14 protein-coding genes are annotated in these 25,014 nt (G+C 45.1%); 5 read left to right on the forward strand and 9 right to left on the reverse strand.

Annotation, left to right across the window (positions count from 1 at the left end):
• Position 1 precedes the first annotated feature (1 nt).
• From JRJ22_RS26555 to JRJ22_RS26575, 5 genes are read right to left on the reverse strand one after another with little or no spacing between them, the layout of a single operon-like run.
• Complete coding sequence (locus tag JRJ22_RS26555; RefSeq protein WP_206102199.1) at positions 2 to 1,741, reverse strand: hypothetical protein; 1,740 nt, start codon at positions 1,739 to 1,741, stop codon at positions 2 to 4.
• Positions 1,742 to 1,765: 24 nt separating this feature from the next.
• A complete protein-coding gene (locus JRJ22_RS26560) occupies positions 1,766 to 3,028 on the reverse strand; it encodes a rhamnosyltransferase WsaF family glycosyltransferase (RefSeq protein ID WP_206102200.1) in 1,263 nt (420 codons plus the stop codon).
• 4 nt (positions 3,029 to 3,032) lie between these two features.
• Complete coding sequence (locus tag JRJ22_RS26565; protein WP_206102201.1) at positions 3,033 to 6,014, reverse strand: glycosyltransferase; 2,982 nt, start codon at positions 6,012 to 6,014, stop codon at positions 3,033 to 3,035.
• A gap of 33 nt (positions 6,015 to 6,047) precedes the next feature.
• Positions 6,048 to 7,271 carry an ABC transporter ATP-binding protein gene (locus JRJ22_RS26570; protein ID WP_206102202.1) on the reverse strand — a complete coding sequence of 408 codons (1,224 nt, stop codon included), beginning with the start codon at positions 7,269 to 7,271 and terminating at the stop codon, positions 6,048 to 6,050.
• A 16-nt stretch (positions 7,272 to 7,287) separates the two neighbouring features.
• Positions 7,288 to 8,652, reverse strand: coding sequence for an ABC transporter permease (locus JRJ22_RS26575; RefSeq protein WP_206102203.1), 1,365 nt, complete (start codon positions 8,650 to 8,652; stop codon positions 7,288 to 7,290).
• Between the two features lie 547 nt (positions 8,653 to 9,199).
• Between JRJ22_RS26575 and JRJ22_RS26580 the strand changes: the two genes are divergently transcribed.
• The 4 genes from JRJ22_RS26580 (at position 9,200) to JRJ22_RS26595 (ending at position 15,005) form a co-directional block, all read left to right on the forward strand.
• Positions 9,200 to 10,495 (forward strand): IS110 family RNA-guided transposase, encoded by a 1,296-nt coding sequence (locus JRJ22_RS26580; protein WP_054940686.1) that lies wholly within the window; start codon positions 9,200 to 9,202, stop codon positions 10,493 to 10,495.
• Positions 10,496 to 10,902: 407 nt separating this feature from the next.
• On the forward strand, positions 10,903 to 11,781 hold the full coding sequence (rfbA, locus tag JRJ22_RS26585) for a glucose-1-phosphate thymidylyltransferase RfbA (protein ID WP_206102204.1): 879 nt from the start codon (positions 10,903 to 10,905) through the stop codon (positions 11,779 to 11,781).
• 21 nt (positions 11,782 to 11,802) lie between these two features.
• The gene (gene rfbC / locus JRJ22_RS26590; protein ID WP_206102205.1) at positions 11,803 to 12,357 is read left to right on the forward strand and encodes a dTDP-4-dehydrorhamnose 3,5-epimerase; all 555 of its coding nucleotides are present in this window, start codon (positions 11,803 to 11,805) and stop codon (positions 12,355 to 12,357) included.
• 191 nt (positions 12,358 to 12,548) lie between these two features.
• A complete protein-coding gene (locus JRJ22_RS26595) occupies positions 12,549 to 15,005 on the forward strand; it encodes an O-antigen ligase family protein (protein WP_206102206.1) in 2,457 nt (818 codons plus the stop codon).
• A 119-nt stretch (positions 15,006 to 15,124) separates the two neighbouring features.
• On the opposite strand, the gene galU is transcribed toward JRJ22_RS26595, so the two are convergent.
• The 3 genes from galU to JRJ22_RS26610 all read right to left on the reverse strand — a co-directional run bounded on the left by galU (position 15,125) and on the right by JRJ22_RS26610 (position 19,204).
• Positions 15,125 to 16,015, reverse strand: a complete 891-nt coding sequence (gene galU / locus JRJ22_RS26600) for a UTP--glucose-1-phosphate uridylyltransferase GalU (RefSeq protein WP_206102207.1) — start codon at positions 16,013 to 16,015, stop codon at positions 15,125 to 15,127.
• Between the two features lie 246 nt (positions 16,016 to 16,261).
• Positions 16,262 to 18,781, reverse strand: a complete 2,520-nt coding sequence (locus tag JRJ22_RS26605; protein ID WP_206102208.1) for a U32 family peptidase — start codon at positions 18,779 to 18,781, stop codon at positions 16,262 to 16,264.
• A gap of 213 nt (positions 18,782 to 18,994) precedes the next feature.
• Positions 18,995 to 19,204, reverse strand: a complete 210-nt coding sequence (locus JRJ22_RS26610) for a hypothetical protein (protein WP_206102209.1) — start codon at positions 19,202 to 19,204, stop codon at positions 18,995 to 18,997.
• A gap of 396 nt (positions 19,205 to 19,600) precedes the next feature.
• On the opposite strand from JRJ22_RS26610, the gene JRJ22_RS26615 reads away from it, so the two are divergent.
• A complete protein-coding gene (locus tag JRJ22_RS26615) occupies positions 19,601 to 21,232 on the forward strand; it encodes a nitrite/sulfite reductase (RefSeq protein WP_206102210.1) in 1,632 nt (543 codons plus the stop codon).
• 485 nt (positions 21,233 to 21,717) lie between these two features.
• Here the strand turns inward: JRJ22_RS26615 and uvrA are convergent, their stop codons facing one another.
• A complete protein-coding gene (gene uvrA / locus JRJ22_RS26620; protein WP_206102211.1) occupies positions 21,718 to 24,591 on the reverse strand; it encodes an excinuclease ABC subunit UvrA in 2,874 nt (957 codons plus the stop codon).
• Between the last annotated feature and the right edge of the window lie 423 nt (positions 24,592 to 25,014).

Below are 25,014 nucleotides of genomic sequence, written 5' to 3' on the forward strand. Positions count from 1 at the left end.
ATTAATTAGTTATTTCTGGACCAGTTTTAATTTTCGAAATAGTATCATCATCAATTTCTTTTATAGCGTTCCAATTATATCCCTTGGAATTAAAGACGTCAGGACTAGATATATGTCGCTTCAAGCCGTCTTCAATTAAGAATATCCTGGATTGATTTGATACCAAATCTCCGTCATTTAGCTGTGAAACCCCTGGCCAGAGTTGTGCGCTTATCTCATTATAGTTTTCTTTCTCAACATATATATTTTTTTCGGTTGAATCATTTTCATTGAGGGCAATATAATTTTCGTTAATGTATTCAAATATTTCCGGGGCAAACTGAGAGTAAACATGTCCCCAAACTTCGTTATCTTTCTCAAAAATAATCAGTTTAGGTTTATTTCTCTTTAAATCCTCTAACATTTCTGTTTTATATGCATCATAAAACCAAGGAACTAAAGTAGCTACCCTAACTGCAGGTCTTCTATGGTTATTTATATAAGATTGAGTAGTTAAATTGGTTATCCATATCAGATCGTCTTTATTTGTTAGCTTCTGAATATAAGAATCATAGTATATATTCTGTGCCAGCATGCCTTTTCCCTTAGTCAAGTTCATTCCTGCATTTGGTATATAGCTATTAAATGAGACAAGAAATACAAGGAATACAAGAACTTTAATTATAATACTTTTGAGTTCAGATATTTCATTGATTTTTTTGTAATAATGATCTGCTACAAAAGCAACGCTAAAGAAAGAAACTATATAGTAATTCAATGAATGAAAGTCAACGTATCCTCTGATTCCACAAAACCCAAGAAAGAAAAAGAGAATTATACCGCTTAACTTGTTTCTGTTAAATTGTATATATAGGTAAAGCAAATTAAATATAACAAGAAGTGCATTAAAAATATTATCCTGATTTATTGATAAAAGAGAGTTTTTGATATGACTAGTCCAGTTGAAAGGGACGCTTTTGAAAATATCTATAGCACTACTCCCAAATCCCCCTAAATATTTGCTGTAATATAGACGATTAAATTGATAAGATTGCTCAAAAAAGTTTTTGAGATTTCCTGTAATGAGATACCATGTCACCAATATCACGAACGGAATAGCTATTACTAAAATCAGTTTAAGGTAATTTTTAAACTCAACACGGATTTTATTGAAAGGTAACACTACAATATTTCGGAAGAACAGCAATGCAATCATGAAAATAGGATAGACACTAACAAATGCCGACATAGATGCTATAAAAATAGCCAGCGAAACAATAATCATACTTTTTGTTGTCAAAGATTTGGTGGTTTGAAAGATAAGCGCTTCTAACAATAAGATTAAAACAGCGTATCCCTGAAATACATCGCTTAGAATCATATAACCCCAAGTTATATTTACGGTTAATGCATATAACGCTATAAAAATAAGAACTACAGTTTTGTTAAAATATTCAGAATAACGGTAGAACATAAAAATCCAGGTAAGCAGTAAAGTAAAACTCATACATAAACGAAAAGTTTCATAGTCTCTTACACCGAATAAAGAAAAAATAGACATATAATAATAAACAAAAGGGGTATGCTGAGAGAAGAAACCCTTATATATATCCCCCCCGTTCACAATTGATATAGCAGCAACTAGATTATCCGCCTCATCCATGAAGCTTGTATTTCTATGATAAAGCAATAACAGAAGAAAACTCATTATAAAGACAAAATACACTTTAAGATTTTTATTATTTGCTAACTTCTCCAGCAAGTTAATTCCCCCGTTTATATAGACTTACCTAGTGCCTCTCACTAATGACTCTATGAAGTGAAACTGATCACTTTCATTTAAATAGTTATCATTCCCTTTCACACGGCCAATTGAACTATTTGTCAAGAATTCCGAACAGACGCTCTGTAATTTAGCGGCTAAAATATCCGGACTAATATCATCTATAGATCTAATATTATCATGTAAGTTGGACAGATCTTTATTTTCATAAGAGTTAGTAAGCACAAGCATACCAAAATGAGCCATCTCCAAAGGCGGGTAACTTGGATGTGGAGAAATCATTAGCGATATACCTATAGCACTTTCCTTTAACTCATTAGCGTAATCTTCGAGAGACATTTTCCCCCGAGATTTGATAATCACACCGTTGCCAACATCGATATCGTTATGTTGCTCGCCTGCTGATACAATCTCCCACTCCAAGGAATCCGGTTGAATCCATACCCAATTTCTAAGAGCTTCAATAATAACTGTAAATGCATTCCTTGCGACTGAAGGTCTGCCATAAAGCAATATTTTTTTCTTCTTATTTAATTGTTCAAAAGGCGCTAGATGTTGTTTCAAGGAAGCATTAAGCTTCGGCTCGAAGCAATATTCTTCAGAAAACTTAAAACCATGGTTATTAAAAAACTCTTTTAACAAACTGGAATTAAACACAGCCAACTGTTCGCCTTTATAAAGATAGGTACTTAAAGCTAAAGAATATTGACTCGACCAAGAATAGAATCCAGGTTCAAAATCCTGTATAAAATATATAACTTTTTTGGGCATCTGATTATAGGCTTCAGCTTGCCAGCGGACAATTCTTTGAGCAAAGTAGGCTGTCCACCAGGAGGTCGCAATAAATACATCCTCTTTTCCAATAGGGAGCGTTTTGTTGTATCTGTCATTGAACGGGACAATTTGGGATTCTATCCTACTATCCTCTTCGGATGAGACTACAGTGTAGTCACCAAATTTATTCAAATCTTCATTCCCCGGCGAAGCATCTGTGGTAATAATCCGTCTTGCAGCTTTCTCATCCAACTCGTAGAACCGATCAAAAAAATGAAGAGCTGTGGAAATACCGCCAAATAAATGCTCTTGATTTATGGATGGAACAAGCAGATTGATTCTTCTCTCACTGTTTTCAGAGATTCTGGCATTAAATGGGGTGATTTCTCCGATATGTGTGTTCAAATATGAGTTTACCGTAGATTGGTATGCCTTTTTTATTGTCTTATTATTTTTTGCTTTTCTCGCGATAAACTCTATAAATTTAGACATTTTCTTATCGATCTCCTTGAGATAACTTTGGTGCAAGACTGTTTAAACTCAAGTTCTTATTGAAATACGGATCGCCTTTTTCCAAATAAGGACCATAGAAGAACTTGGACAATTCAAAATCAATCGGCGGAATATAGGAAGACCTCGACTTAGATTCTAGATGAAATAATTTGACATGAGGGTCGTAGATGTTAACAAGACCATGTTCAAGCGAGCGCAGGGAAATTTCAACATCGCTTCCACATATGATAAATTCTTCATTGAACAATCCGATCTTATCTAAAGCCTTTTGGGAAATTGCAAGGCAAGCTCCTGTAGAGGCCGTAACATTTCTAGTAACCATTGGCGATATATATGGGGATCCGAAATGGTTGGGCTTCATCCCCTTAAAGATATGATCGGCCCAGCCGCCCAGCCCAATAACAACACCCGCATGCTGAATGGTATGGTCCTCATAAAGAAGCAATCCGCCAACAGTCCCAACATCCTCACGCTGGGTCTTTTCCACTAATCGCTCTAGCCAGTCTTCACTAATTATTAACGTATCATTATTTAAGAAAACATAAACATCACCGGCAGCCTCTCGGATTCCATGATTGTTAAGTTTGGACCAGTTGAATTCATAATTTGCATCAATGATACGGACAGCTGGTCTGGATTTTTGCTGCTCAAACCAATCAAAGGTTTCTTTCTCTATTGAGTTATTATTGATAATCAGAATTTCATAATCAGGGTAGCTGGTCTTCTGCAATATACTTGATATGCATGGCTCTAACAATTCAACTTTATCTTTCGTCGGAATAATAATACTTACTTTTACCAATTCCGATCTATATCTGGTGTCATATACGAAGAGATACTCATCCTCAGTCGCGTACGCATTCCCAGGGCCAAATACTCTTGTCAGATGTTCATTCAGCGCCGCTAAACCTGCAGTGTGTGCATATGGTTTAGCATATGGATTCGCGGCTGTAGAAGTATCAAGTTCTCTCCACGAATAGAGTACCTTTGGAATATGATGAATCTGTCGGGCAATTTCAGTCATTCTTAATACAAGATCATAATCCTGACTGCCGTTGAACTCCGCTCTAAATCCTCCCACTTTATTGAATAAATCTCTTGTAAATACAAGGAAATGTCCAATATACATTTGCGATCTCAACAGATCGGGAGACCAATCCGGTTTATGGAGTGGATTTTTTTTAATGCCATGAATATCTACTTTATCTTCATCGGAGTACAAAATATCAGCGTCACATTCGTTTATCGCTCTCACTACCTCAAATAATGCATTTGCAGCAATCTCATCATCATTGTCCAGTAGTGCAATGTACTCCCCTGTCCCGATAGAAACGGCCTTGTTAGAAGCATTAGAGATTCCAGAATTTCGCTCTAGTCTAACTATGTTTATGCGGGAATCTTCTACACCTTCCAGATATTGTATAGTTTCTTCATTGGTTGAACAATCATCGGTTATGCAAATTTCCCAGTAAGGATAGATTTGATTCTTAACAGATTCAATCGCTAAATCCAGCCACTTAGGAGCTACGTTGTATACAGGAATCACAATAGAAATTAGCGGCTTTTTGTGAAACAGTTCTATTTCAGCTTTCATATATTGAGTATCCTCAATGCTGATTTCTTGAGATACATATTCCGAGGTTAATTCTTCAACTGTGACTACAGATTGGATTTTATTATTAAGCGAGCGTAATCCACTGTGACGGATTTCTCGAATTCCCTTTTTAGCCAGTGAAGGGTTCTGCTTCAGCTTTCTGATAATTGATAAACTGAGCTTAGCCTTTGATCTGATTGCTTGAGGAACTAATTTTTTCACCCTGTTCTTTATCCGCAGTTGTTGAGAAATATGCTCCAATTGAGCAATATAATTATCCCTAGCTGCTAATGACTGTTGTAAGCTAGACACTTCCTCCTGCAAGCCAGCAATTTCTTGCTGGGCAGTATTAACACTAATTGTATTCTGCTCCTCTTCAGCTCTTAAAGCGCGAACTGAATTAGCTAATTCCCGACTAAGCCGTTCAACTTCTCCGTTTAACTCTTCTACCCTTTTGACTTGAATATTAAGTTCATCTTTAATACTGTTTATTTGTTTCTCCTTTTGAATCAGTTCATCATTTTTAGCCATATATTCTCTATGAGTCAAGTCATAACTGCTTAAATTAATCAGATCATTTTCAAGCTGTGAAAGCTTATCAAATACTGCAGGATCCAGTCCTTGATTACTGCGTCCAGTAACAAAGGCTTTGGCCTTTGCCAATTTTTCAAGGTTAGAACTTACAAAGAAGAAATTTCGGTAGCTTGGTTCATCATAATCTACATTATAGATATAATTGTTGTAATAGTCATCGATGGTTGCACGGTAATCATAGAGTGATGATCTACCGGCAGCTAAAAAATGAATTTTAATCATCTTTTCCCATACCTTAAGACTACCATGTGAAAAATTTAAATAAGACCATTGATTATCTTCTAAAAAGCTAACCAGCTTTTGAATTTCAGGGAGTCCATTTTCGCGGTGCTCTTCAAGCCACTGATAGTTAAAACCATACATAGTCTCAAAGTATTTATTGGCTCTGATTTCAGATTCTTCAACTCCTGGTGTATTAAACGGTGCGGCAAGTATGAAGCCGTATTTGGAAACTCTCATTAATTCAGAAACAAAAGCACCTCTAAGCGGGTCGCTAATATGTTCAAAAACATCAAGGGCAATAATAAAGTCAAATTTATTATCTTCAAGAGGCATGTTCGTCGCGTCCCCTTCAATATATGAAGGATCATGTTTCAGATGCTCAGGCACTACAATATCTAAGTACGTAACTCTATCATTAAGTAAAAAACGCTCCAAGTTTTTATGCTCATTGGCCCCTACTTCCAGAATTGAAAACACTTGGCCCTCTTCACGAACCGCATTGATTAGGTCTGTAGCATGCATATATCTTTGGTATTGGTCAAATGGTATTATCATCTTTAACAACTCCAATTCTTAGTACAGTGAAGTCTAGCGTAAAACTTCCCAATTATGCTCAATATAAACAAGCCCTTCAGAAAAATACTTGTTAACAACCGTAAATCCAGCAGCTTCCTGTTTATAATCCAAGCATACGATACCTTCATTATTGAATAATCCAACGTCGATATTATATGTGCCCCCAAGCAAAGGCAGCCTCGGAATTACATATTTCACTTGGTGTCTCCCATGCGTATTTGGAACATTAATTTTCTCCAGGTAGGTATTTGGCCCGAAAATATATTGTCTGTCAGGCGTATAAAGGGCCACGCCAATTAACAATCCATGAATGATCTTATCGTAAATCTCATAATCCACCTGTACTTCCACTTGATCGAACGTCTTGAATTTAGTTTCATTAATATTTACTTTTGTAATTGAAGCAACAATATCAGGATTGCTCGGAAGGATCATATCCGGATCAATTTCGTCGTTAACTTTGGAGTCTGCAGTTTTCATATTGCTTTCTCCGTTGTCTCCACTGTTGTATTTCATATAATCTTCGTACAAATCCACAATTTCACTAGATTCTCCAATAGCTTCAATTACTCCATCTTTTAGCCAGACCGCTCTATTACAAAATCTTTTCACTTGTTCAGTGGCATGAGACACAAAAAGAATCGTAGTTCCGCCTGCCTTAAGTTCTTTCATCTTCTCTATACACTTCATTTGAAAGCGTACATCGCCAACCGCCAAAGCCTCATCAACAATCAAGATATCCGGATCAACATTAATAGCTACAGCAAACGCCAATCTTGCAAACATACCGCTTGAATAAATCTTAACGGGTTGATCGATAAACGAACCGATATCAGCAAACTCAATGATTCCATCCATTTTCGTATCAATTTCACTTCGGTTTAAACCTATCATAAGACCGTTCAGATATATATTTTCTCTACCTGTATACTCGGGGTTAAAGCCTGCGCCCAGTTCCAAAATGGCCGACATTCTTCCATTCACCTTAATTGTTCCGCTGGATGCCGATAATACACCTGTTATTAGCTTCAAAAGTGTAGATTTACCGGAGCCATTTCTCCCCAATATTCCAAGAGCATCACCTTTATTGATTTCAAAGGAAATACCATTTAGCGCATTGAAATTTTCATGATACTGTTTTTTCGTAGGAAAGACAGACTCTTTTAACCGGTCTGTAGGTTTTCTATATAACTTATATGTCTTAACAACATCTTTAACTTCAATCATGATGCTCATTACTCAATTCCCCTTCTTATATGACATCAGCAAAATGGGGTTTCAATTTCCCAAAGGTTTTTACACCAATGGCAAATGTTACACAACAAAATAACCAGAAATAAAAGGTCTGATATGGATGATTATAAAAGGCAATGTGCGAAATGAAAGTGTCTCTGAAACCTTCCACAATATAAAACATCGGATTCAGTTTAAATACATATGCCCAGAATGAAGGCAGCATAGTATAGGACCAGCCTATTGGAGTAAACCAGAAGCCGATTTGAAGTATAATTATAATGATTTGATTTAAATCCTTGAAAAAAAGAACCAGTGCAGAAGTAAGGATACTCAAAGATACTACCAAAGCCATAGAGCAAAGGACGTAGTATAAAATTTGCAAATTAAATATAGAAGGATAATATCCATAAATACTGTAAATTATAAATATAAATAGTAAAAAGAATAAATGAACGAAAAAGGCTGACATAATTTTAACCATCGGCAGTAGTTCGATTTTAAATACGACCTTTTTCACAAGATAGCTATACTCCGAAAAAACATTTGTAGCGCTGGAAAAAGCCTCTGAAAAAAAGAACCAGGGTACGATGGCAACTAATAGCCACAGGATAAACGGTGTATCCGAAATATTCCCGCTTCTTAAGCCTACCTGAAAAACAAACCAATACGTAGCAATAGTTATAAGAGGCTGAATAAAGCCCCATGTTATTCCTAAATATGAAGACGCATATTTTGTCTTGAAATCATTTTTCGCCAGGTTAACAATCATGTTTCTGCCTAACACAATAGTCTTTAAAAACTGAAGCATATCCTTAATTGACACCATAACAAAGCTTACTAGAAGACCCAGTAAACAACTCAGTACAATATTCATACCAAATCTCAAAGCAGATGTACCTTCCATCGACTCACCTATTAACGTTCTAGCCGAAAAGGAAATAAAGGGATCCCCTTCCTCGGTCTTAAGCACTAAAGATATTTGATCCTTATCAGAAATTGATAATTGGTTTTCTTTATATGTGAATAAATTGGGATCTAGCTTTACAGTCGAATTTCCAATTAACTTAAGATTCTTAATCTCAATAGTCGCAGCCTTTGTGCCAAAATCCAATCTCAAATCCGATGTCGCATTAGGTAAGGCAAGCTTTACTGTTTCCCATTCTTGTGGTTTAGTGTACGCCACAAGGACTGACTGTCCCTCAGACCAGCTTTCTTCAGGAGTAGTTGAATAGAACAGCTGATAATCATCAGCAATATCCGATTTCACTTGAAAACTCAAATTAATTCTTGTATTACCAGTTTGATAATACTCCACAAAACCGAAGAAAATATAAGAAAAAGCTATTAAAAGTAGAGCAAGTACTATTTTTTTGTGTTTCATTAATTAAACGATCCCTTCATTCATCTGCTTTTGTCTATAATACATTGTCGAATCCAGTATACGGTAAAAATACTATGCAGTCGAGAAATGTTGGAAAGATACCCCTTTCAATTAGCATCACTCGTTGGTTATATTCTATTTACAGTAAGCAGTCCCTTACAAGTGGGATTATTTAACGAATAATATACATACCTGATGTACACTCCACATTTAATGATTATAACACGATCACATAATATCCATTGGTTATAGTAACATAAATTGGAATATGAATTTTGAAAAGAAATATCAATAAATAAAAATGCAAATACCAAGACGAAGACGAAGGGTAAATAGACAGGCTATTGCCAATCAGAGTAAAATGTAACTAGCCTTGTTTACTTTTACCTCGTTTACATAGCAAGCATTAATTATAACATTCATTATTCACAAAGGGAGCCATTCCTGTAATGAATTAAATTGAGGTTTGAACAAAAAAAGCGCCTCCTGTATGCTGGGTCTCGAATGCAGTCACATTCATGCCCGAATTAAAAGGAGTACGCTCACTATGAAGTATAAACAATCGAAGAAACAGAATCAACGAATCATTCGAATTTCCGAAAATACCCTTGTGGTCGGCGCAGATATCGCCAAAGAAACCCATGTGGCCCGCGCTATCGATTTTCGCGGGATTGAACTGGGGAAGGATTGTGTGTTCTCCAATACCCGTACCGGGCTAGAGCAACTGGTTCAGTGGATGAAGGAGCTTCAGCGGGAGCATGCCAAGAGCGACGTCCTCTTCGGCATTGAGCCCACCGGACACTACTGGTTTACACTGGCGGAATATTTAGGGCGGCAGGGCATTCCTTTGGTCATTGTGAATCCCCATCACGTACACAAAAGTAAAGAACTTGAAGACAATTCACCCACCAAAAACGACTATAAAGATGCCAAAGTCATTGCTGATTTGGTGCGAAACGGGAAGTACAGCGAACCTAAACTGCCGACGAGCGTTTACGCCGACCTGCGGATTCTCATGAATCTTCGGGAGAAAATCATGGTGAACTTCGGACAGGTGCAAAGGCGGGTGCAGAACTGGCTGGATCGCTTTTTTCCGGAGTACACGCAGGTATTTAAAGACTGGGAAGGCAAGGCTTCACGCATTACGCTTGGCGAGTTTCCAACGCCAGGTGAAGTCGTAGAGATGGGCACAGAGGCCATTGTACAGCGGTGGAAGAAAGACGTGAAACGAGCCGTAGGAGCCAAACGAGCTCAGTACCTCATGGAAACGGCGAGAAGTTCCATCGGTCTAACCGAAGGACTTCCTGCAGCAAAAATAGAGATTAAAATGCTTCTGGAACAGTACGAAATGTTCGCAAGACAACTCGAAGAGATTCTGGCCGAGGTGGAGCGTCTACTTTCTCAAATCCCAGGAACGGAGGAGATGCTCACCGTGCCGGGCGTGGCCGTGGTCACCTTGGCGGGGTTCCTGGCGGAAGTCGGGGATCTGAGCGGTTACGAGCATGGACAGCAGATTATTCGGCTCGCCGGACTGAATCTCAAAGAGAACAGTTCAGGAAAGAAAAAAGGCAAATCCAGCATTACCAAACGTGGACGCGCAAGGCTAAGGGCCCTGCTGTTCCGGGCAGTGATGCCCATGGTAGCAAAGAACGCCGAGTTTAAGGCGCTGCACCAGTACTTCACCAAACGAAGTCAGAATCCACTGAAGAAAAAGCAATCCATTGTGGCGTTGTGTGGGAAACTCATACGTGTCCTGCATACGCTGGGCACCAAGCAAATTCCGTACGATGCAAACGACGTTTTAGGGCCGGTACGTCAGGCCCAGTTACAGATGGCAGCTTAAGAAAAACCGAAATCACGTTTCTCACCGGACTGAAATGACCAAAGACAATGGAAGCACGGAGCAGCCGTAGGTTTTTCACCATAAGGGCAAAGACCCTGTAAAGGAGCAAGAAACGGCGTCCACCTTTTGAGAGGCAGAACGAAGGAATGTAAGGGCAACGACCCCGCGTGACATGGGAGGGTAAGCCGTCAAAAGAAGGTGTGGATATCCAAAGTGCGATCAGTGGAAGTATCCATGGGCTGGGGACAAGGTTCCCCAATCTCTATTCCCGCCACCGGCTCCACCAGAAAATATTGTCATCCTTACATGACTTCTCCAGCCCTCATCAAGTCAATGGCTGAAAATCTAAGAACGAGTGAGTAAACGAGAGAAAATATTAATTTATAGTGGGAGAGTTGGAATAAACAATGAAGGGCATAATACTAGCAGGCGGCAGCGGGACACGTTTGTACCCCTTGACCATGGTTACCAGTAAGCAGTTGCTTCCGATTTACGATAAACCGATGATTTACTATCCTCTATCAACCTTAATGTTAGCAGGAATCAAAGAAATTCTGATCATCTCCACCCCAGAGGACACCCCTAGATTCTCTAATTTACTCGGGGATGGATCACAGTTCGGGATTTCACTTGAATATATTGTCCAACCCAGTCCAGATGGCCTGGCACAAGCTTTCATACTAGGTGAGTCCTTTATCGGAAATGATTCAGTTGCCATGATTCTCGGCGACAATATCTATTATGGAAACGGTATTCGCAAAATGCTACAACGAGCTTCAAGTAAGGAAGCGGGTGCAACAGTATTTGGCTATCATGTACAAGACCCAGAACGTTTTGGAGTTGTGGAATTTAATGCGGATGGCAAAGTGCTTAGTGTAGAGGAAAAGCCCGCCCAGCCTAAATCCAACTACGCTATTACTGGGCTTTATTTCTATGATAACCGTGTAGTTGATATCGCCAAAAATGTGAAGCCATCTGTCCGCGGAGAACTTGAAATCACCTCAATTAACGAGGCATACCTGGAACTAGGTGAATTGGATGTTGAACTTTTAGGCCGTGGTTTTACTTGGCTGGATACGGGGACTCATCAGAGTTTAGTTGATGCCACCAACTTTGTAAGAACAATAGAAGACCACCAAGGCATCAAGATTGCAGCTTTGGAGGAAATTGCATATATTAACGGATGGATCTCAAAAGAGCATCTATGGGAATGTGGACAAAAATTAAGTAAAACGGGTTACGGCCAATATCTTATGAAGGTTGCCTCAGGTAAGATTCAATATTAAATGACAGAAAGTGTGGGAACAATGAAATTCACAGAAACTGCGTTAGCGGGTGTTTGGGTAATTGAACCTAAGGTTTTCGGTGATCACCGGGGCTGGTTTATGGAGACTTACAGTGACAGCAAATTCAAGGAACAGGGCATTAATCTAAATTTCGTGCAGGATAACCAGTCCTATTCCGCAACCAAAGGAACACTTCGTGGACTTCATTATCAACTAAATCCTAAAGCCCAAAGCAAGCTTGTCCGCTGCACTAAAGGGGCAATTTTCGATGTTGCTGTTGATATCCGCAAAGGGAGTCCAAATTACGGACAATGGTTTGGCATTGAATTAACTGCGGAAAATAAAAAACAATTATTGATTCCAAAGGGCTTTGCCCATGGATTCATGACGCTGGTTGAGGATGTCGAAGTTCAATATAAATGTGATGAACTGTATGCACCGGAATGTGATGGTGGAATTCTGTGGAACGACCCTGATATCGGGATCGAGTGGCCTATTGATGTAGTTCCGGTATTATCTGCCAAAGATGAACATGCTCCTCTTTTGAAGGATGCCATCTTAAATTTCATCTACTGAATTCATTAAAAAATTGGCCTATGTCCCTGAGGGCTCCGTAATGGAACTTAGGACATAGGCCAAATATATTTGTATTCCTTATATTAATACTTCGTTGGCAAGTGTTACTTCTAATAAACGCAAGACTATGCTAATAAATGTATGCTAAAATAACTCTTAGTTCTTGTATTTTTGGAAAAGGAGATTAAAACGTGTCGAAACCAGTATACGGTAAAAATGCAGCTCAGTCGAGAAATGTTGAAAAAATATCCAGCCCGGTGTGGGCATTGGTTGCTGCGTTCATCCTGTTTTTGATCTGGACACCGTTCCAGGTGGCATTGTTTAACGGACAGCAGCTGGACTTTGAAAAGCCGATTTATGTATCCTCCCTGCTTAGCGGCATTATACTTCTGGTCTGGATGGGCTTGTACTATAAAAAGTTCAAGCTGGAGGAGCAGCGCGACCTGGTTGTTGTCGCATCTCTGCTGCTGCCCATCACGTATGCTTTGTCGCTCTTTGGCGCGGCTTCGCATTATATGGCGATGAATCTGCTGTTGATTCAGACCATGTATATCGCAATATTCATTATAGCGTTATATCTGCTCAAGCAAAAGCAACTAAATGTTGTCATTCAAAACGCAATTCTTGCGGTTTCTTATTTTATTGTCGCTTTCGGGCTGATTAACTGGCTTGGCGGGGCGAAATTTGCCGGTGCTCTGGTTGGCTGGTTCTCTAACACCGTGCGCGACAGCAAATATTTAGATGCCGTGATGACAGACTCTAACGGTCTGCGCCTGACTTCTGTTTTCCAATATGCGAATACATATGCCGCCTTTCTGATGGCATTTCTGTTTGTTGCTGTCTTTGCCCTGATCCGCTCCAAAAAGTGGTACGGGACACTGACGCACGGCTTTATGCTGGTACCGATTATCGTATCGCTGCTGCTGACCTTGTCCCGTGGCGGACTTGTCATGCTGCCGGTGGTCTTCATCCTGCTATTGATCCTGCTTAAGCCCGCTCAGCAGATTCTCTGGATAATTCATTTGGCACTTGCCGGCATTGCCGCTCTGGCAGTCACTAACCCGCTGACTACTCTCGGTACGGAGCTCAATACAGCCTTCACCTCTGGTGCTGCTGTTAAAGGCTGGGCTTACCTGATTATTGCTTCTATTGTAGTAGCAGGACTTGGATGGGCGGTACAACGGTTTGTAGCCCCTTGGCTGGAACAAAAGCTTGGTCCTTGGGGCTCCCGCAAGCTTACTGGACTGTGGCTTCCGCTCGGTTCACTAGTGCTAGTCGGTATTATTGCTTTCCTGCTGATTGGGACAAGCGTGCGCAGTATTTTGCCTGCCAACATCGAAACCCGGCTCGAGAACATCAACTTTAAGCAGCACAGTGTACTGGAACGCTTCACTTTTTATAAAGATGCCTTAAAGGTTGTTAAGGATTATCCGATTCTCGGCGCCGGCGGCGGCGGCTGGGCATCGCTATATGAGCACTATCAGAATAACCCGTACACAAGCCGCCAAGCGCATAACTTTTTCCTGCAGTATCTGATCGAGGTTGGGATTGTCGGTTTTATCGTGTTTATCGGCTTTATCGGATATGTTTTCTACAAGTACATCCGCGGTTACCTGAAACGTGACAAGGACGACTTTGCGAATGGCTACTTCTTCTATATTATTGCGTTGTCCATCCTGGTACACAGCTTGCTGGATTTCAACTTGAGTTATGCTTTTATGGGCATTCTGGTCTTCCTCAGCCTTGCCGGTATGAGTGTAGCGATGGACAGCAGACCCTTGCGCCGGAACTGGAATAAATCAAGCCTGCGGATTGGCTACTTCGCCATCCTTGCAGCTGGCACTCTGTTCCTGCTGTTCCTGACCATCGGCTACCTCGGATCAAGCAACGCTGCAATGAAAGCCAAGAACCTGATCGGTGTGAGCCAGTCTTACGAGGAGATCAAAGCTCCTCTGGTAGAAGCGTTGAAGGACCGTCCTTTCCATCCGGAATCGGCGCTTTACCTTTCCTCTATGGACCAGCAGGTATTTAATCAGACGAAGGATGAGCAATACCTTGAGGAAGCCTATAGTGTTGTATCACGTGCGCTTGAGGACGAACCTTATAATAAAGAGCTTTTGAAGCAATTGGTAGGTTACTATGATCTAAAGGGCCAAAGTGATCTTAGCTATGCCGTGTACCGTGATAATGCGGATAAGTTCAACTGGGATATCGAATGGTATGACGTTCTGATCAGCCGCTCCTTTGCACTAGCATACGCCGCCCATGATCAGAAGGATGATGCCAAGAAGCAGGAGTATCTTGCAGCAGGCCTTGAGGCTTACAAGCATGTGGTTGATGGAGTTGAGCATCTGAAGACTCTGCCTCCTGAACAGCTGCAGGGACGTCCGTTCTCCGTTACACCTAGCATCGCACTGAATGCCGGCAAACTCCAGCTGATGTCGGGCGATAACGAAGCTGCGGCAGCTACTCTAAAAACCGGTCTGACTGAAGATTATACAGACGCCACTAACCGCGAGATTGCCCGGTGGTATCTGGCTGCACTGAAACGCAGTGGAGGCCAGGATCAAGCTGTATACGATCTGCTGATTGCAGCTGATGCTGCGGAAGCGGCACAGATTGATGCGATTGTTGCGCAGCAATTCTAAAAGACTTTTACGCTACAACTTATACACAATCACAAAAGGGATCAGCCGCGAGAAATGCAGCTGATCCCTTTTTGGTATGAGTCGGTACACTTGAATGGATGCCGTTTATTATTCCAGTCTTACAGCTTCGCGGCTTTACCGGCCTCACTGTTAATAATCTCTTTAAGATAATCCAGCAGACCTTCCTTAAGTTCCTCATGCTGCAGCGCATAATGAATGGTGGTCTGGATAAAGCCCATTTTCTCGCCGACGTCATGGCGTCTGCCTTCAAAATCATATGCGATGATCCGTTCCACTTCGCTTAGCCGTGCGATGGCATCTGTAAGCTGGATTTCTCCGCCTACCCCCACCTGCTGCTCACCTAGCATATCAAAAATACGCGGGGTTAAGATATAACGTCCCAGGATAGCCAGGTTGGACGGTGCATCCTCACGTTTTGGCTTTTCTACCAGCCGGTTAGCTTTGTAGACACGGTCTGCCAGGGCAGCGCCGTCCACCAGCCCGTAACGGGATACCTCTTCCCAAGGCACTGGCTGAACACCCACGATGGAGGATTTATATTGGTCATAGACCTCAATCATCTGTTTGAGGCATGGCTTGCCTGATTCGACGATATCGTCACCCAGCAGAACCGCAAAGGGTTCATTGCCGATAAATTTGCGGGCACACCAGATGGCATGTCCCAGACCGCGGGGTTCCTTTTGCCGGATGTAATGGATGTCGGCCATCTCGGAGGATTTGCGCACAGATTCGAGCAGTTCCCACTTCTGTTTCTCCGCCAGGTTGAACTCCAGCTCAAACGAATTATCGAAATGGTCTTCAATCGCGCGCTTGCCCTTCCCGGTTACGATGATAATATCCTCGATTCCGGAGGCAACAGCTTCTTCGACAATATATTGAATTGTCGGTTTGTCTACAATCGGCAGCATTTCCTTAGGCATCGCTTTAGTGGCGGGCAGGAAGCGGGTACCCAGCCCGGCCGCGGGGATAATAGCCTTACGAATCTTCATGATATAGCTCCTTCTGTCTGCTTTTAGTTCTTTGCATCCCAGTCTCCGTAGAAACTTGGCATAATTAAATTCATTATAGCAGTTCAGGAAGTTTTTTGGCAGTAATATTGTTATATATTAGGAGCGGTTACTCTTTATACAAAAAGAGCCAGGATGCGCACAGGCGCAGCTAATATGCCCCTGAGTCACCCTGACTCTGTATAATAATTTGTACTCTTTCAAAAAATTCTGGCAAGCTGCCGGACTCTACTTGGCATTCACCAATTGTCCGCGTGTAACACCAAGCTGGTTAGTAGCCTTGAGGCTCTTCCAGACTTGAGTGCCGGAGATTTCACCGCGCAGCGCACGGGTGTAAAGACTGATGACCTCAGCCACCTGCTCGGGGGTTTCTTCCAGAAACTCCACCCGGAAGGAGGAGACGCCCAGCTCACGGAAATTGTTCAGGTATTCCGCACCGGACTGTTCCACGGCGTTATAAACAGTGTTGCGGCAGCCTTCGTCTACACGGACAGGATGGGACATCCCAATCCGGTCCTGCAGGGAAGCACGGTGCTCCTCGCAAGGGCGGCCGCAGTTCGTGTAGTTCGTGCCTTCACTCATAAAGGTACAGTATACGCAATGCTCGGTATGGAACATCGGCAGATGCTGATGAATCACGACCTCCATGCGAGAGGTATCGCTGTGCTCGAGCAGATCCACCATTTGCTGAATGTTCAGGTCATAGGACGGCGTCACTGTGTCTAATCCTGAGTTCAGGAACAGCTCTACCGCTTTATGGTTGGCGATATTCAGCGAGAAGTCGCCGATCAGGCGGGGATGCACGGCATCCGGCTGCTCCATGCGGCGTTTGAGATAGTAATACAGCGCGCCTGTATTACGCACCAGCACCGCATCCGGTTCCAAGCGCAGGATGTTGGCGTGGTAGCCATTCTCGCCCGGCATATGGATACGCGGCGTGGCCAGCGCAATACTGGCCCCCGCAGCCCGTACAGCGTCCACCGCTGCCGGGAACTGCTTGATGAACTCGAAGTCGGCGTAAATGCTTGTTACGCCGGCTTCGAGCGCAGCCTGCACCTGCGGCAGGCTGCGGCATAGCGCGGTGAGCTCCGCCTCACCGCGCGGGCCTGCGGCGCCTCTGCGGAAGGCGTCGCCGTAAACCTCTACCGCCCGTTTCACATAGACGGGCGGTTTCGGGCGCTCGCCGGCAAGCAGCTCCACCGCCTGGCGGCGGATGCTGTTCAACTCGCGCATAGGCACGATTACGTCGCCTTCCAGCTGCGACTCGAGCGCCTCAAGCTGGAACACGGTCCCGCCCAGGCGGCCGAATTGTTCTTCCAGCAGGGCGGCATCCATCGGACGCTTCTGCGCGGTTTCCAGCAGCAGCTCCGAATCCACGCGGACCGTGACGTTCTTCTGAACATCGGTCCACCAGGTGGAGAGCGGCTCGCCTACGCGGCCCTCTACCTTCACCTGAACCGGGAAGACCCGGTAGGGCTTTTCGGTTTCGTAGGACTGGCGCAGCGCCTTGTCAAGCGCCGGGTCATTGGTCTTCCAGATGCGGTCGCCGACATGCAGGCGGCGCAGATCAACATCGTTGCGTCCCGGTACGATGTCTACGATCCAGCCTTCTCCGGCTTCGCCCTCCAGCTTCACACCTTTGCGGCGCAGATCATACACGCGGCCGCCTTCTTCTTTTTTCGTCGGATCACCGGCATCGAACACAATACCGTCTCCGCGTTTGAGCGGAGCATGAATCCGGCAGACAACACCGTCACGCAGAATCTGCTCGACCGTTCCCATGTACACACCGCGGCTTTTTGGAAAAGTTCCATCCACCAGCTTTTTATTGTTCGTGCCTTCCAGGAAGCCATGCGTGAAGCCGCGGGAGAAGCTCTGCTGCAGCTCACGGATATCTTCCTTGGAGGTAGGAGACCAGTTCCCGTCAAAATAACGGTCGATCGCTTTGCGGTATTTGCTCACCACGTTAGCAACATACTCCGGGCTTTTGAGCCGGCCTTCAATTTTGAAGGAGGTTACGCCCGCTTCGATCAGCTCAGGCATCAGGTCAATTGCGGCCAGATCTTTTGGAGACAACAGGTAAGTCACATCCCCCATCGGCTTCACTTCACCATCCACCATCAGGTCATACGGCAGCCGGCAGGCCTGGGCACATTCTCCGCGGTTCGCAGAACGTCCGCCCCACATTTCCGAAGTCAGGCATTGCCCTGAATAAGATACACACAACGCACCGTGCACGAACACCTCCATCGGCAGGCGGGCCTGATCCCCAATGGTCTTGATTTGCTTCAGGTTATTTTCACGCCCGAGAACTACGCGCTCCATTCCCCAGGGCTTCGTGAACTCCACCGCTTCCGGCGAAGTAATGGTCATTTGCGTCGAGCCATGGATCGGGAAGTCCGGAGAAATCTCGCGGATCATTTTGACCAGCCCCAAATCCTGCACAATCACCGCATCCACCCCCGCATCCACACAGGCATCGATCAGTTCCTTGGCATCGGCGAGCTCGTTTTCAAACACCAGTATATTAAAGGTCAAAAAGCCTTTCACTCCATAGCTATGAAGAAACGCCATAATCTCCGGCAGCTCGTCCATACGGAAGTTGTTGGCTCTCGCCCGTGCATTAAACTTCTCTACGCCAAAAAAGACAGCATCTGCCCCGTTCGCCACTGCTGCACGCATACAATCCCAGTCACCGGCCGGAGCCAGCAGCTCCACGTCTTCTCTGCGTATTCCTTGCTCGTTCATTTATATCCTCCCAAACCGCTGGTTCGCGGATCTTTTCCAAATCTTTAACTTATTAATTGTATCAAATATCACAACACTGCGCCATCGGTTTACCAACATTTGATCGCCTAATGCTAAAAAGACACCTTTGTCCACGCCGGCAGCGTTTAAAGGAGTCTTTTGAACAGCAAGATCTGCAATTGTTCAGGAATTTCATTGAAAACAGTGTTAACGTCAGCTTAACCAGTTCATAATCATCGCATAATCGGAAACGGCAAATACCAGCAGGCTCACCACACCGAAGGCAATCGCAAACTTGTTCTTCTGGGGAGCACGGAGCAGCCGGAAGACACCGACAAAGATCAGGATGGTGAACATAATCATAAAAAGATCGAAGGTATGAAATTTAGACGGTTCTTGCACAGCAGCTTCTGCAAGCAGCATGGCATTACCTCCTCAAAAGTGTTGTCAAGCAAGGTCCTCTAATCCATATCTCCCTCTATGTTATCGCTACCAATTGCCTGGCGCAATAGGAAATCCGCAAAAAATCGGTAAATGTCACAAGAAATATTTTTCACGGCTGTTTTCAGCCCTCAAAATATGAATAATCTCATTGACGAAGAAACAAACAATCCTCATCCAAGTAAAAATCCCATCGAAGTGTTATTGAACTATCAGCAGGACCTAATGAAGCCATAAAGAATCGTTATATCGTTTGCTACAACTCTCACAGCCTGTTCTTAGGCTCTTATGTTACCATCGAGCATAATATCTCAGGAATACTACCGGAATTCATGCAATATCACTAAAGGGGAATCCTGGAAGAGAGGAAGTTATACGATGGCTTACGAACCGGTTTGGAGTGCTAATCCAGAAAAACTGAGCAAATTCGAATTTGTTAAACTGCAGAAAGACGGGCTGGACATCATCCGCACCATACTAGAAAAATATGCCCTGGAGGGCTTTGATTCCATCCCTGCTGACGAGCTTGATCTTTTTAAGTGGGCGGGGGTATATCAGCAAAAGCCGCGAAACGGCCATTTCATGATGCGTGTCCGTATTAATACCGGAATTATGACCTCTGATCAGGCAAGAGCCATTGCCGAGATCGCCCGATTGTACGGGCGGGGGCTGATTGACGTAACCACCCGGCAGGCTGTCCAGTTTCATTGGCTGACTGTGGAGAACTTCCCTGATATTTTCCGGAGGCTTGAGGCCGCTTCGCTCTATTCCTATGAAGCCTGCGGTGATTGTCCGCGGACCATCGTGGGTAATCCGCTGGCGGGAATCGACAAGGACGAGCTGTTCGATACGACTGCCATCGTGGAGCAGTTGAATGATTTCTTCATGCTGAACCGGGATTTTTCCAACCTGCCCCGTAAATTCAAGCTGTCCGTCTCCGCCAATTACTATAACAATGGACAAGCTGAAATCAACGATCTGTCGTTTACCCCGGCTGTCAAAATCATTGATGGACAAGAAACTGCCGGGTTCCATGTGATGGTGGGCGGCGGACTCTCCGCAAAACCGCATCTGGCGCAAAAACTAGATGTATTCGTCAAACCGGAAGAGGCGCTCAAGGTCGCTTCCGGAGTTGTGACACTGTTCCGTGATTACGGCTACCGTGAAAAACGCCATCATTCCCGGCTGAAGTTTCTCGTTGCCGATTGGGGTGCTGAGAAATTTAAGGAAAAGCTGTTTGAAGTGATTGGTGAGCTGCCTGCACGCGGCGAAGACAAAACGCTAGGCTGGCAGGCCGCTTATTTCGACGGTGTACATCCGCAGCGCCAGGAAGGGCTGAGCTATGTCGGGCTGAACGTTCCGGTTGGACGGCTGAACAGCGATGAGCTTAATCAATTAGCGGATTTGGCTGATTCCTATGGTGAGGGTAAAATCCGCACAACCATGTCGCAAAATATCATTCTCAGCGGCATCCCGAATAATAAACTCCCCGAGCTTCTCCAGGCACCAGTACTGCAGAGGTTATCCCCGGTGGCCAAAAACTTCATCAGCCGCACCGTTTCCTGCACCGGTAATGAATTTTGCAATTTGGCACTCGTGGAAACGAAAGAGCGTGCTGTAAGTGTAGCTGAATATCTTGATGAGCGGCTGCAGCTGGAGGAGAAGCTGCGGATTCATTTCATCGGCTGTCCGAACGGCTGCGGACAAAAGCATGTCGCCGATATCGGCCTGCAGGGCTCTCTGATCAAAACACCGGAAGGTATGGTGGATGCCTTCGACATTGCGATCGGAGGAACCCTGGGCACTGGCGATCAAGGGCCGGCGGCCCAGTTTACCCGCCCCTTAAAAGGCCGGGTAAAGGGGGAACGGGTAGGTCCGGTTCTGGAGCAGCTGATTACTTTTTACAGTGAGCAGCGGAGTGAGACGGAGAACTTCCATTCCTTTGTTGAACGTGTTGGTATTCCCGTCATTCAGGAGCAGTTCACGGCGATTTTGGCCGCTGAGGCTTGAAGCTAGCTAAGTTAAGTAAGCTAAGTTATGTTAGAGCACTTTAAATAATCCTTGTTAATTCATGCAAGCTAGACCGTGCATTTAAGTACTTTCATGAAGGACAGTAATTATTGGACTGAACATATTGAAATGCACACAATTATAAGCACAAAAAGCACGCCGCATGCGGGATGACCGCGTGCGGCGTGTTCTGGTTTGGATGGCTGGTTGCTATTATAGGGAAATTCTCCACTTAATATGACCTAATCTGGTTCCAGGCCGAAGTAGCGGGAAAAAGTCCAACTAAATCTTCCGGTTCAAAGCTATTTGGCAACTATAGGGTGATTTAAATGGAGCTTTTCCACCTAAATCCTCCAAAAGTACGGAAACGAACAAATTAGTTTGCTTTTTTCCACCTGTTCGCCCTTCGTTCGGTCAAGCAACCTTTAAAGGAGAACCTACACACTGAAGCTGCACCATACATTACCCCGTAACAGTATAAGCTACTATACGGTTTCCGACGTTTGCAGCTCCATGGCCTCCGTCCGCTCTGTATCACGGATCAAGATTGGCTTCAGATATCTGCCGGTATAGGACTCTTCAACGGTAATCAGCTTCTCCGGGGTTCCGGTTGCCAGCACTGTCCCGCCGCCGCTGCCGCCTTCAGGACCCATATCGATGATGTAATCTGCCGTTTTGATTACGTCGAGATTATGTTCAATGACCAGAACCGATTCACCGGAGTCCACGAGTCGATGCAGCACCTCCAGCAGACGGCCGATGTCGTCGACATGCAGCCCTGTAGTCGGTTCATCCAGGATATAAAGCGTCTTGCCTGTGCTGCGGCGGTACAGCTCGGAGGCCAGCTTTACGCGCTGGGCTTCTCCGCCGGACAATGTCGTTCCGGGCTGGCCGATATTGATATACCCAAGGCCCACATCCAGCAGCGTCTGCATTTTGCGGTGGATACGCGGAATGTTCTTGAAGAACTCGGTGGCATCCTCTACCGTCATCTCCAGCACATCCGCAATGCTCTTGCCTTTATATTTAACTTCCAATGTCTCCCGGTTATAACGTTTGCCTTTGCACACTTCACAAGGTACATACACATCCGGCAGGAAATGCATTTCAATCTTAATGATTCCGTCTCCACGGCAAGCCTCACAGCGTCCGCCCTTCACGTTAAAGCTGAACCGGCCTTTTTGGAAGCCGCGAACCTTGGCCTCATTGGTCTTCGAGAACAGATCACGGATATCGTCGAACACGCCGGTATAGGTTGCCGGGTTCGAGCGCGGAGTACGGCCAATCGGCGACTGGTCGATCTCAATAACCTTATCCAGGTTCTCCAGACCGCGGATTTCCTTGTGCAGACCCGGACGGACCTTCACTGCTCTATTCAACTGCCGGGCCAGACTCTTATAGAGAATCTCGTTGACCAGAGAGGATTTGCCTGAACCGGACACGCCGGTCACGGCCGTAAACACACCCAGCGGGATCTTCACGTTGACGTTCTTCAGGTTGTTCTCTTTGGCTCCGCGGATCTCGATCCAGCGGTCATCGGTCGGCCGCCGCTTGGAGGTAACCGGAATGAACTTGCGTCCGCTCAAATACTCCCCGGTCAAGGAGTTCGGATCATTCATAATCTCCTGTGGTGTGCCTTGGGCAATCACGTTCCCGCCGTGAATCCCTGCACCCGGGCCGATATCTATAATATAGTCAGCAGCCATCATCGTATCCTCATCATGTTCAACCACGATTAGGGTATTGCCGAGATCGCGCATATGCGCGAGTGTGGAGATCAGCCGGTCGTTATCCCGTTGATGCAAGCCGATACTGGGCTCGTCCAGAATGTACAGAACGCCCATTAGACTGGAGCCGATCTGGGTAGCAAGCCTAATCCGCTGGGCTTCTCCGCCTGACAATGATCCCGCCGCACGACTGAGCGTCAGATAATTCAGACCCACATTGACCAGGAAGCCAAGCCGGCTGCTGATCTCTTTGAGGATGAGATGGGCAATTGCCGTCTCTTTCTCATTCAGTACAAGACCCTCAAAAAATTCTTGGCAGTCGCCAATAGAAAGATCCGTCACATCGGCCACATTGCGCTCATTGATCGTAACAGCGAGAATTTCCTTCTTCAGGCGTTTGCCCTTGCAGACATGACAAGGCTTGGCACTCATGAAGCCTTCGATAAATTCACGGATTCCCTCAGAAGCCGTGTCCCGGTAGCGCCGTTCCAGATTAGGAATAATTCCTTCAAAGGCAACCAGCGCATCCTTCTTCTGGCCAAAGTCGTTCTCATACCGGAAGCGGATCTTCTCGCTGCCCGTTCCGTGCAGCAGCTTATTCATCTGTTCAGGTGTCAGCGTGCTTACCGGAACATTCTGCGGAATCTTAAAATGCTCGCAGACCGACTTGAGAAACTGCGGATAATAATTAGAGGTGCTGCCGGTCCAGGCCAGAAAAGCACCTTCTTCGATCGATTTCTCCGGGTCAGGAATCAGCAGGTCCGGATCGACAACCATATTCATCCCCAGACCATCACATTCCGGGCAGGCCCCGAAAGGACTGTTGAAGGAGAACATCCGCGGGGCCAGCTCCTCAATACTGAAGCCGCACACCGGGCAGGCAAAATTCGAACTGAACAGCAGCTCCTCCTGGCCGATAATATCCACCAGAATTTGACCGCCGGACAGCTTGAGTGCGGTTTCGAGGGAGTCGGTCAAGCGGGTCTGTACATCGTCCTTAATGACGATACGGTCTACTACAACTTCTATGGTATGCTTCTTATTTTTCTCGAGCTCAATCTCTTCCGTAACTTCACGCAGCTCTCCATCGACACGCACACGAACGAAGCCCTGCTTCGAGATGTCGCTGAACAGGCCTTTATGCTCGCCTTTGCGTCCGGAAATGACCGGTGCCAGAATCTGCAGCCGCGTCTTCTCGGGATACTGCATAATCCGGTCGACCATCTGCTCCACGGTCTGCGATGTAATTTCAATGCCGTGATCCGGGCAATGCGGATGTCCGATCCGGGCAAACAGCAGGCGCAGATAATCGTAAATCTCCGTTACCGTCCCTACCGTCGAGCGCGGGTTACGGCTCGTAGTCTTCTGGTCAATCGAAATGGCCGGGGACAAGCCATCGATGGAATCAACATCGGGCTTCTCCATCTGACCCAGGAACTGGCGGGCATAAGCCGAGAGGGACTCCACATAACGCCGCTGTCCCTCGGCATAGATCGTATCGAACGCAAGCGATGATTTGCCGGAGCCGCTAAGTCCCGTCAGCACAACGAAGCGGTCCCGCGGAATCGTTACGTCAATGTTCTTGAGATTGTGCGCCCTCGCGCCTTTGATTACTATGTTTTCGTTCGCCAACGGTAAAACCTCCTAATTGAAATACTTAAAGAAATTTTTATGAAAAATTTTCGATCCCTCCCAAACCCTCCCTTCCAAGGGAGGGCCCCAAGGGCTGCGCCCTCTGGACACCCGCAAGGGTTGACGAAGGAGAGGGGTGGATGGACTTAGTTACGTTGGTGCTAGGAGCGCTTATCCCTTCGGGACCGCTGGAATGCAGACGCTCCGGCGGCTGTCCCTTCGGGATGCGCTAACTGACAACTGCGGCTGTCCCTTCGGGATACGCTAACTGCTTAACTGCGGCTGTCCCTTCGGGATGCGCTAACTGCTTAACAGCAGCTGTCCCTTCGGGATGCGCTAACTGCTTAACTGCGGCTGTCCCTTCGGGAGGCGCTAACTGACAACTGCCTGTCCCTTCGGGAGGCGTAGACACTTTATCTAAAA

The organism is Paenibacillus tianjinensis (assembly GCF_017086365.1).
In the GTDB taxonomy this organism is placed as follows: Bacteria; Bacillota; Bacilli; order Paenibacillales; family Paenibacillaceae; genus Paenibacillus_AQ; species Paenibacillus_AQ tianjinensis.

What these genes read in the sequence shown, in the direction of transcription:
- JRJ22_RS26580 (WP_054940686.1), top strand. Translation starts at nt 9,200, where the DNA reads ATGAAGTATAAACAATCGAAGAAACAGAATCAACGAATCATTCGAATT.
- JRJ22_RS26615 (WP_206102210.1), top strand. Translation starts at nt 19,601, where the DNA reads ATGGCTTACGAACCGGTTTGGAGTGCTAATCCAGAAAAACTGAGCAAA.
- JRJ22_RS26575 (WP_206102203.1), bottom strand. Translation starts at nt 8,652, where the DNA reads ATGAAACACAAAAAAATAGTACTTGCTCTACTTTTAATAGCTTTTTCT.
- JRJ22_RS26560 (WP_206102200.1), bottom strand. Translation starts at nt 3,028, where the DNA reads ATGTCTAAATTTATAGAGTTTATCGCGAGAAAAGCAAAAAATAATAAG.
- JRJ22_RS26610 (WP_206102209.1), bottom strand. Translation starts at nt 19,204, where the DNA reads ATGCTGCTTGCAGAAGCTGCTGTGCAAGAACCGTCTAAATTTCATACC.
- rfbC (WP_206102205.1), top strand. Translation starts at nt 11,803, where the DNA reads ATGAAATTCACAGAAACTGCGTTAGCGGGTGTTTGGGTAATTGAACCT.
- rfbA (WP_206102204.1), top strand. Translation starts at nt 10,903, where the DNA reads ATGAAGGGCATAATACTAGCAGGCGGCAGCGGGACACGTTTGTACCCC.
- JRJ22_RS26570 (WP_206102202.1), bottom strand. Translation starts at nt 7,271, where the DNA reads ATGAGCATCATGATTGAAGTTAAAGATGTTGTTAAGACATATAAGTTA.
- galU (WP_206102207.1), bottom strand. Translation starts at nt 16,015, where the DNA reads ATGAAGATTCGTAAGGCTATTATCCCCGCGGCCGGGCTGGGTACCCGC.
- JRJ22_RS26565 (WP_206102201.1), bottom strand. Translation starts at nt 6,014, where the DNA reads ATGATAATACCATTTGACCAATACCAAAGATATATGCATGCTACAGAC.
- JRJ22_RS26605 (WP_206102208.1), bottom strand. Translation starts at nt 18,781, where the DNA reads ATGAACGAGCAAGGAATACGCAGAGAAGACGTGGAGCTGCTGGCTCCG.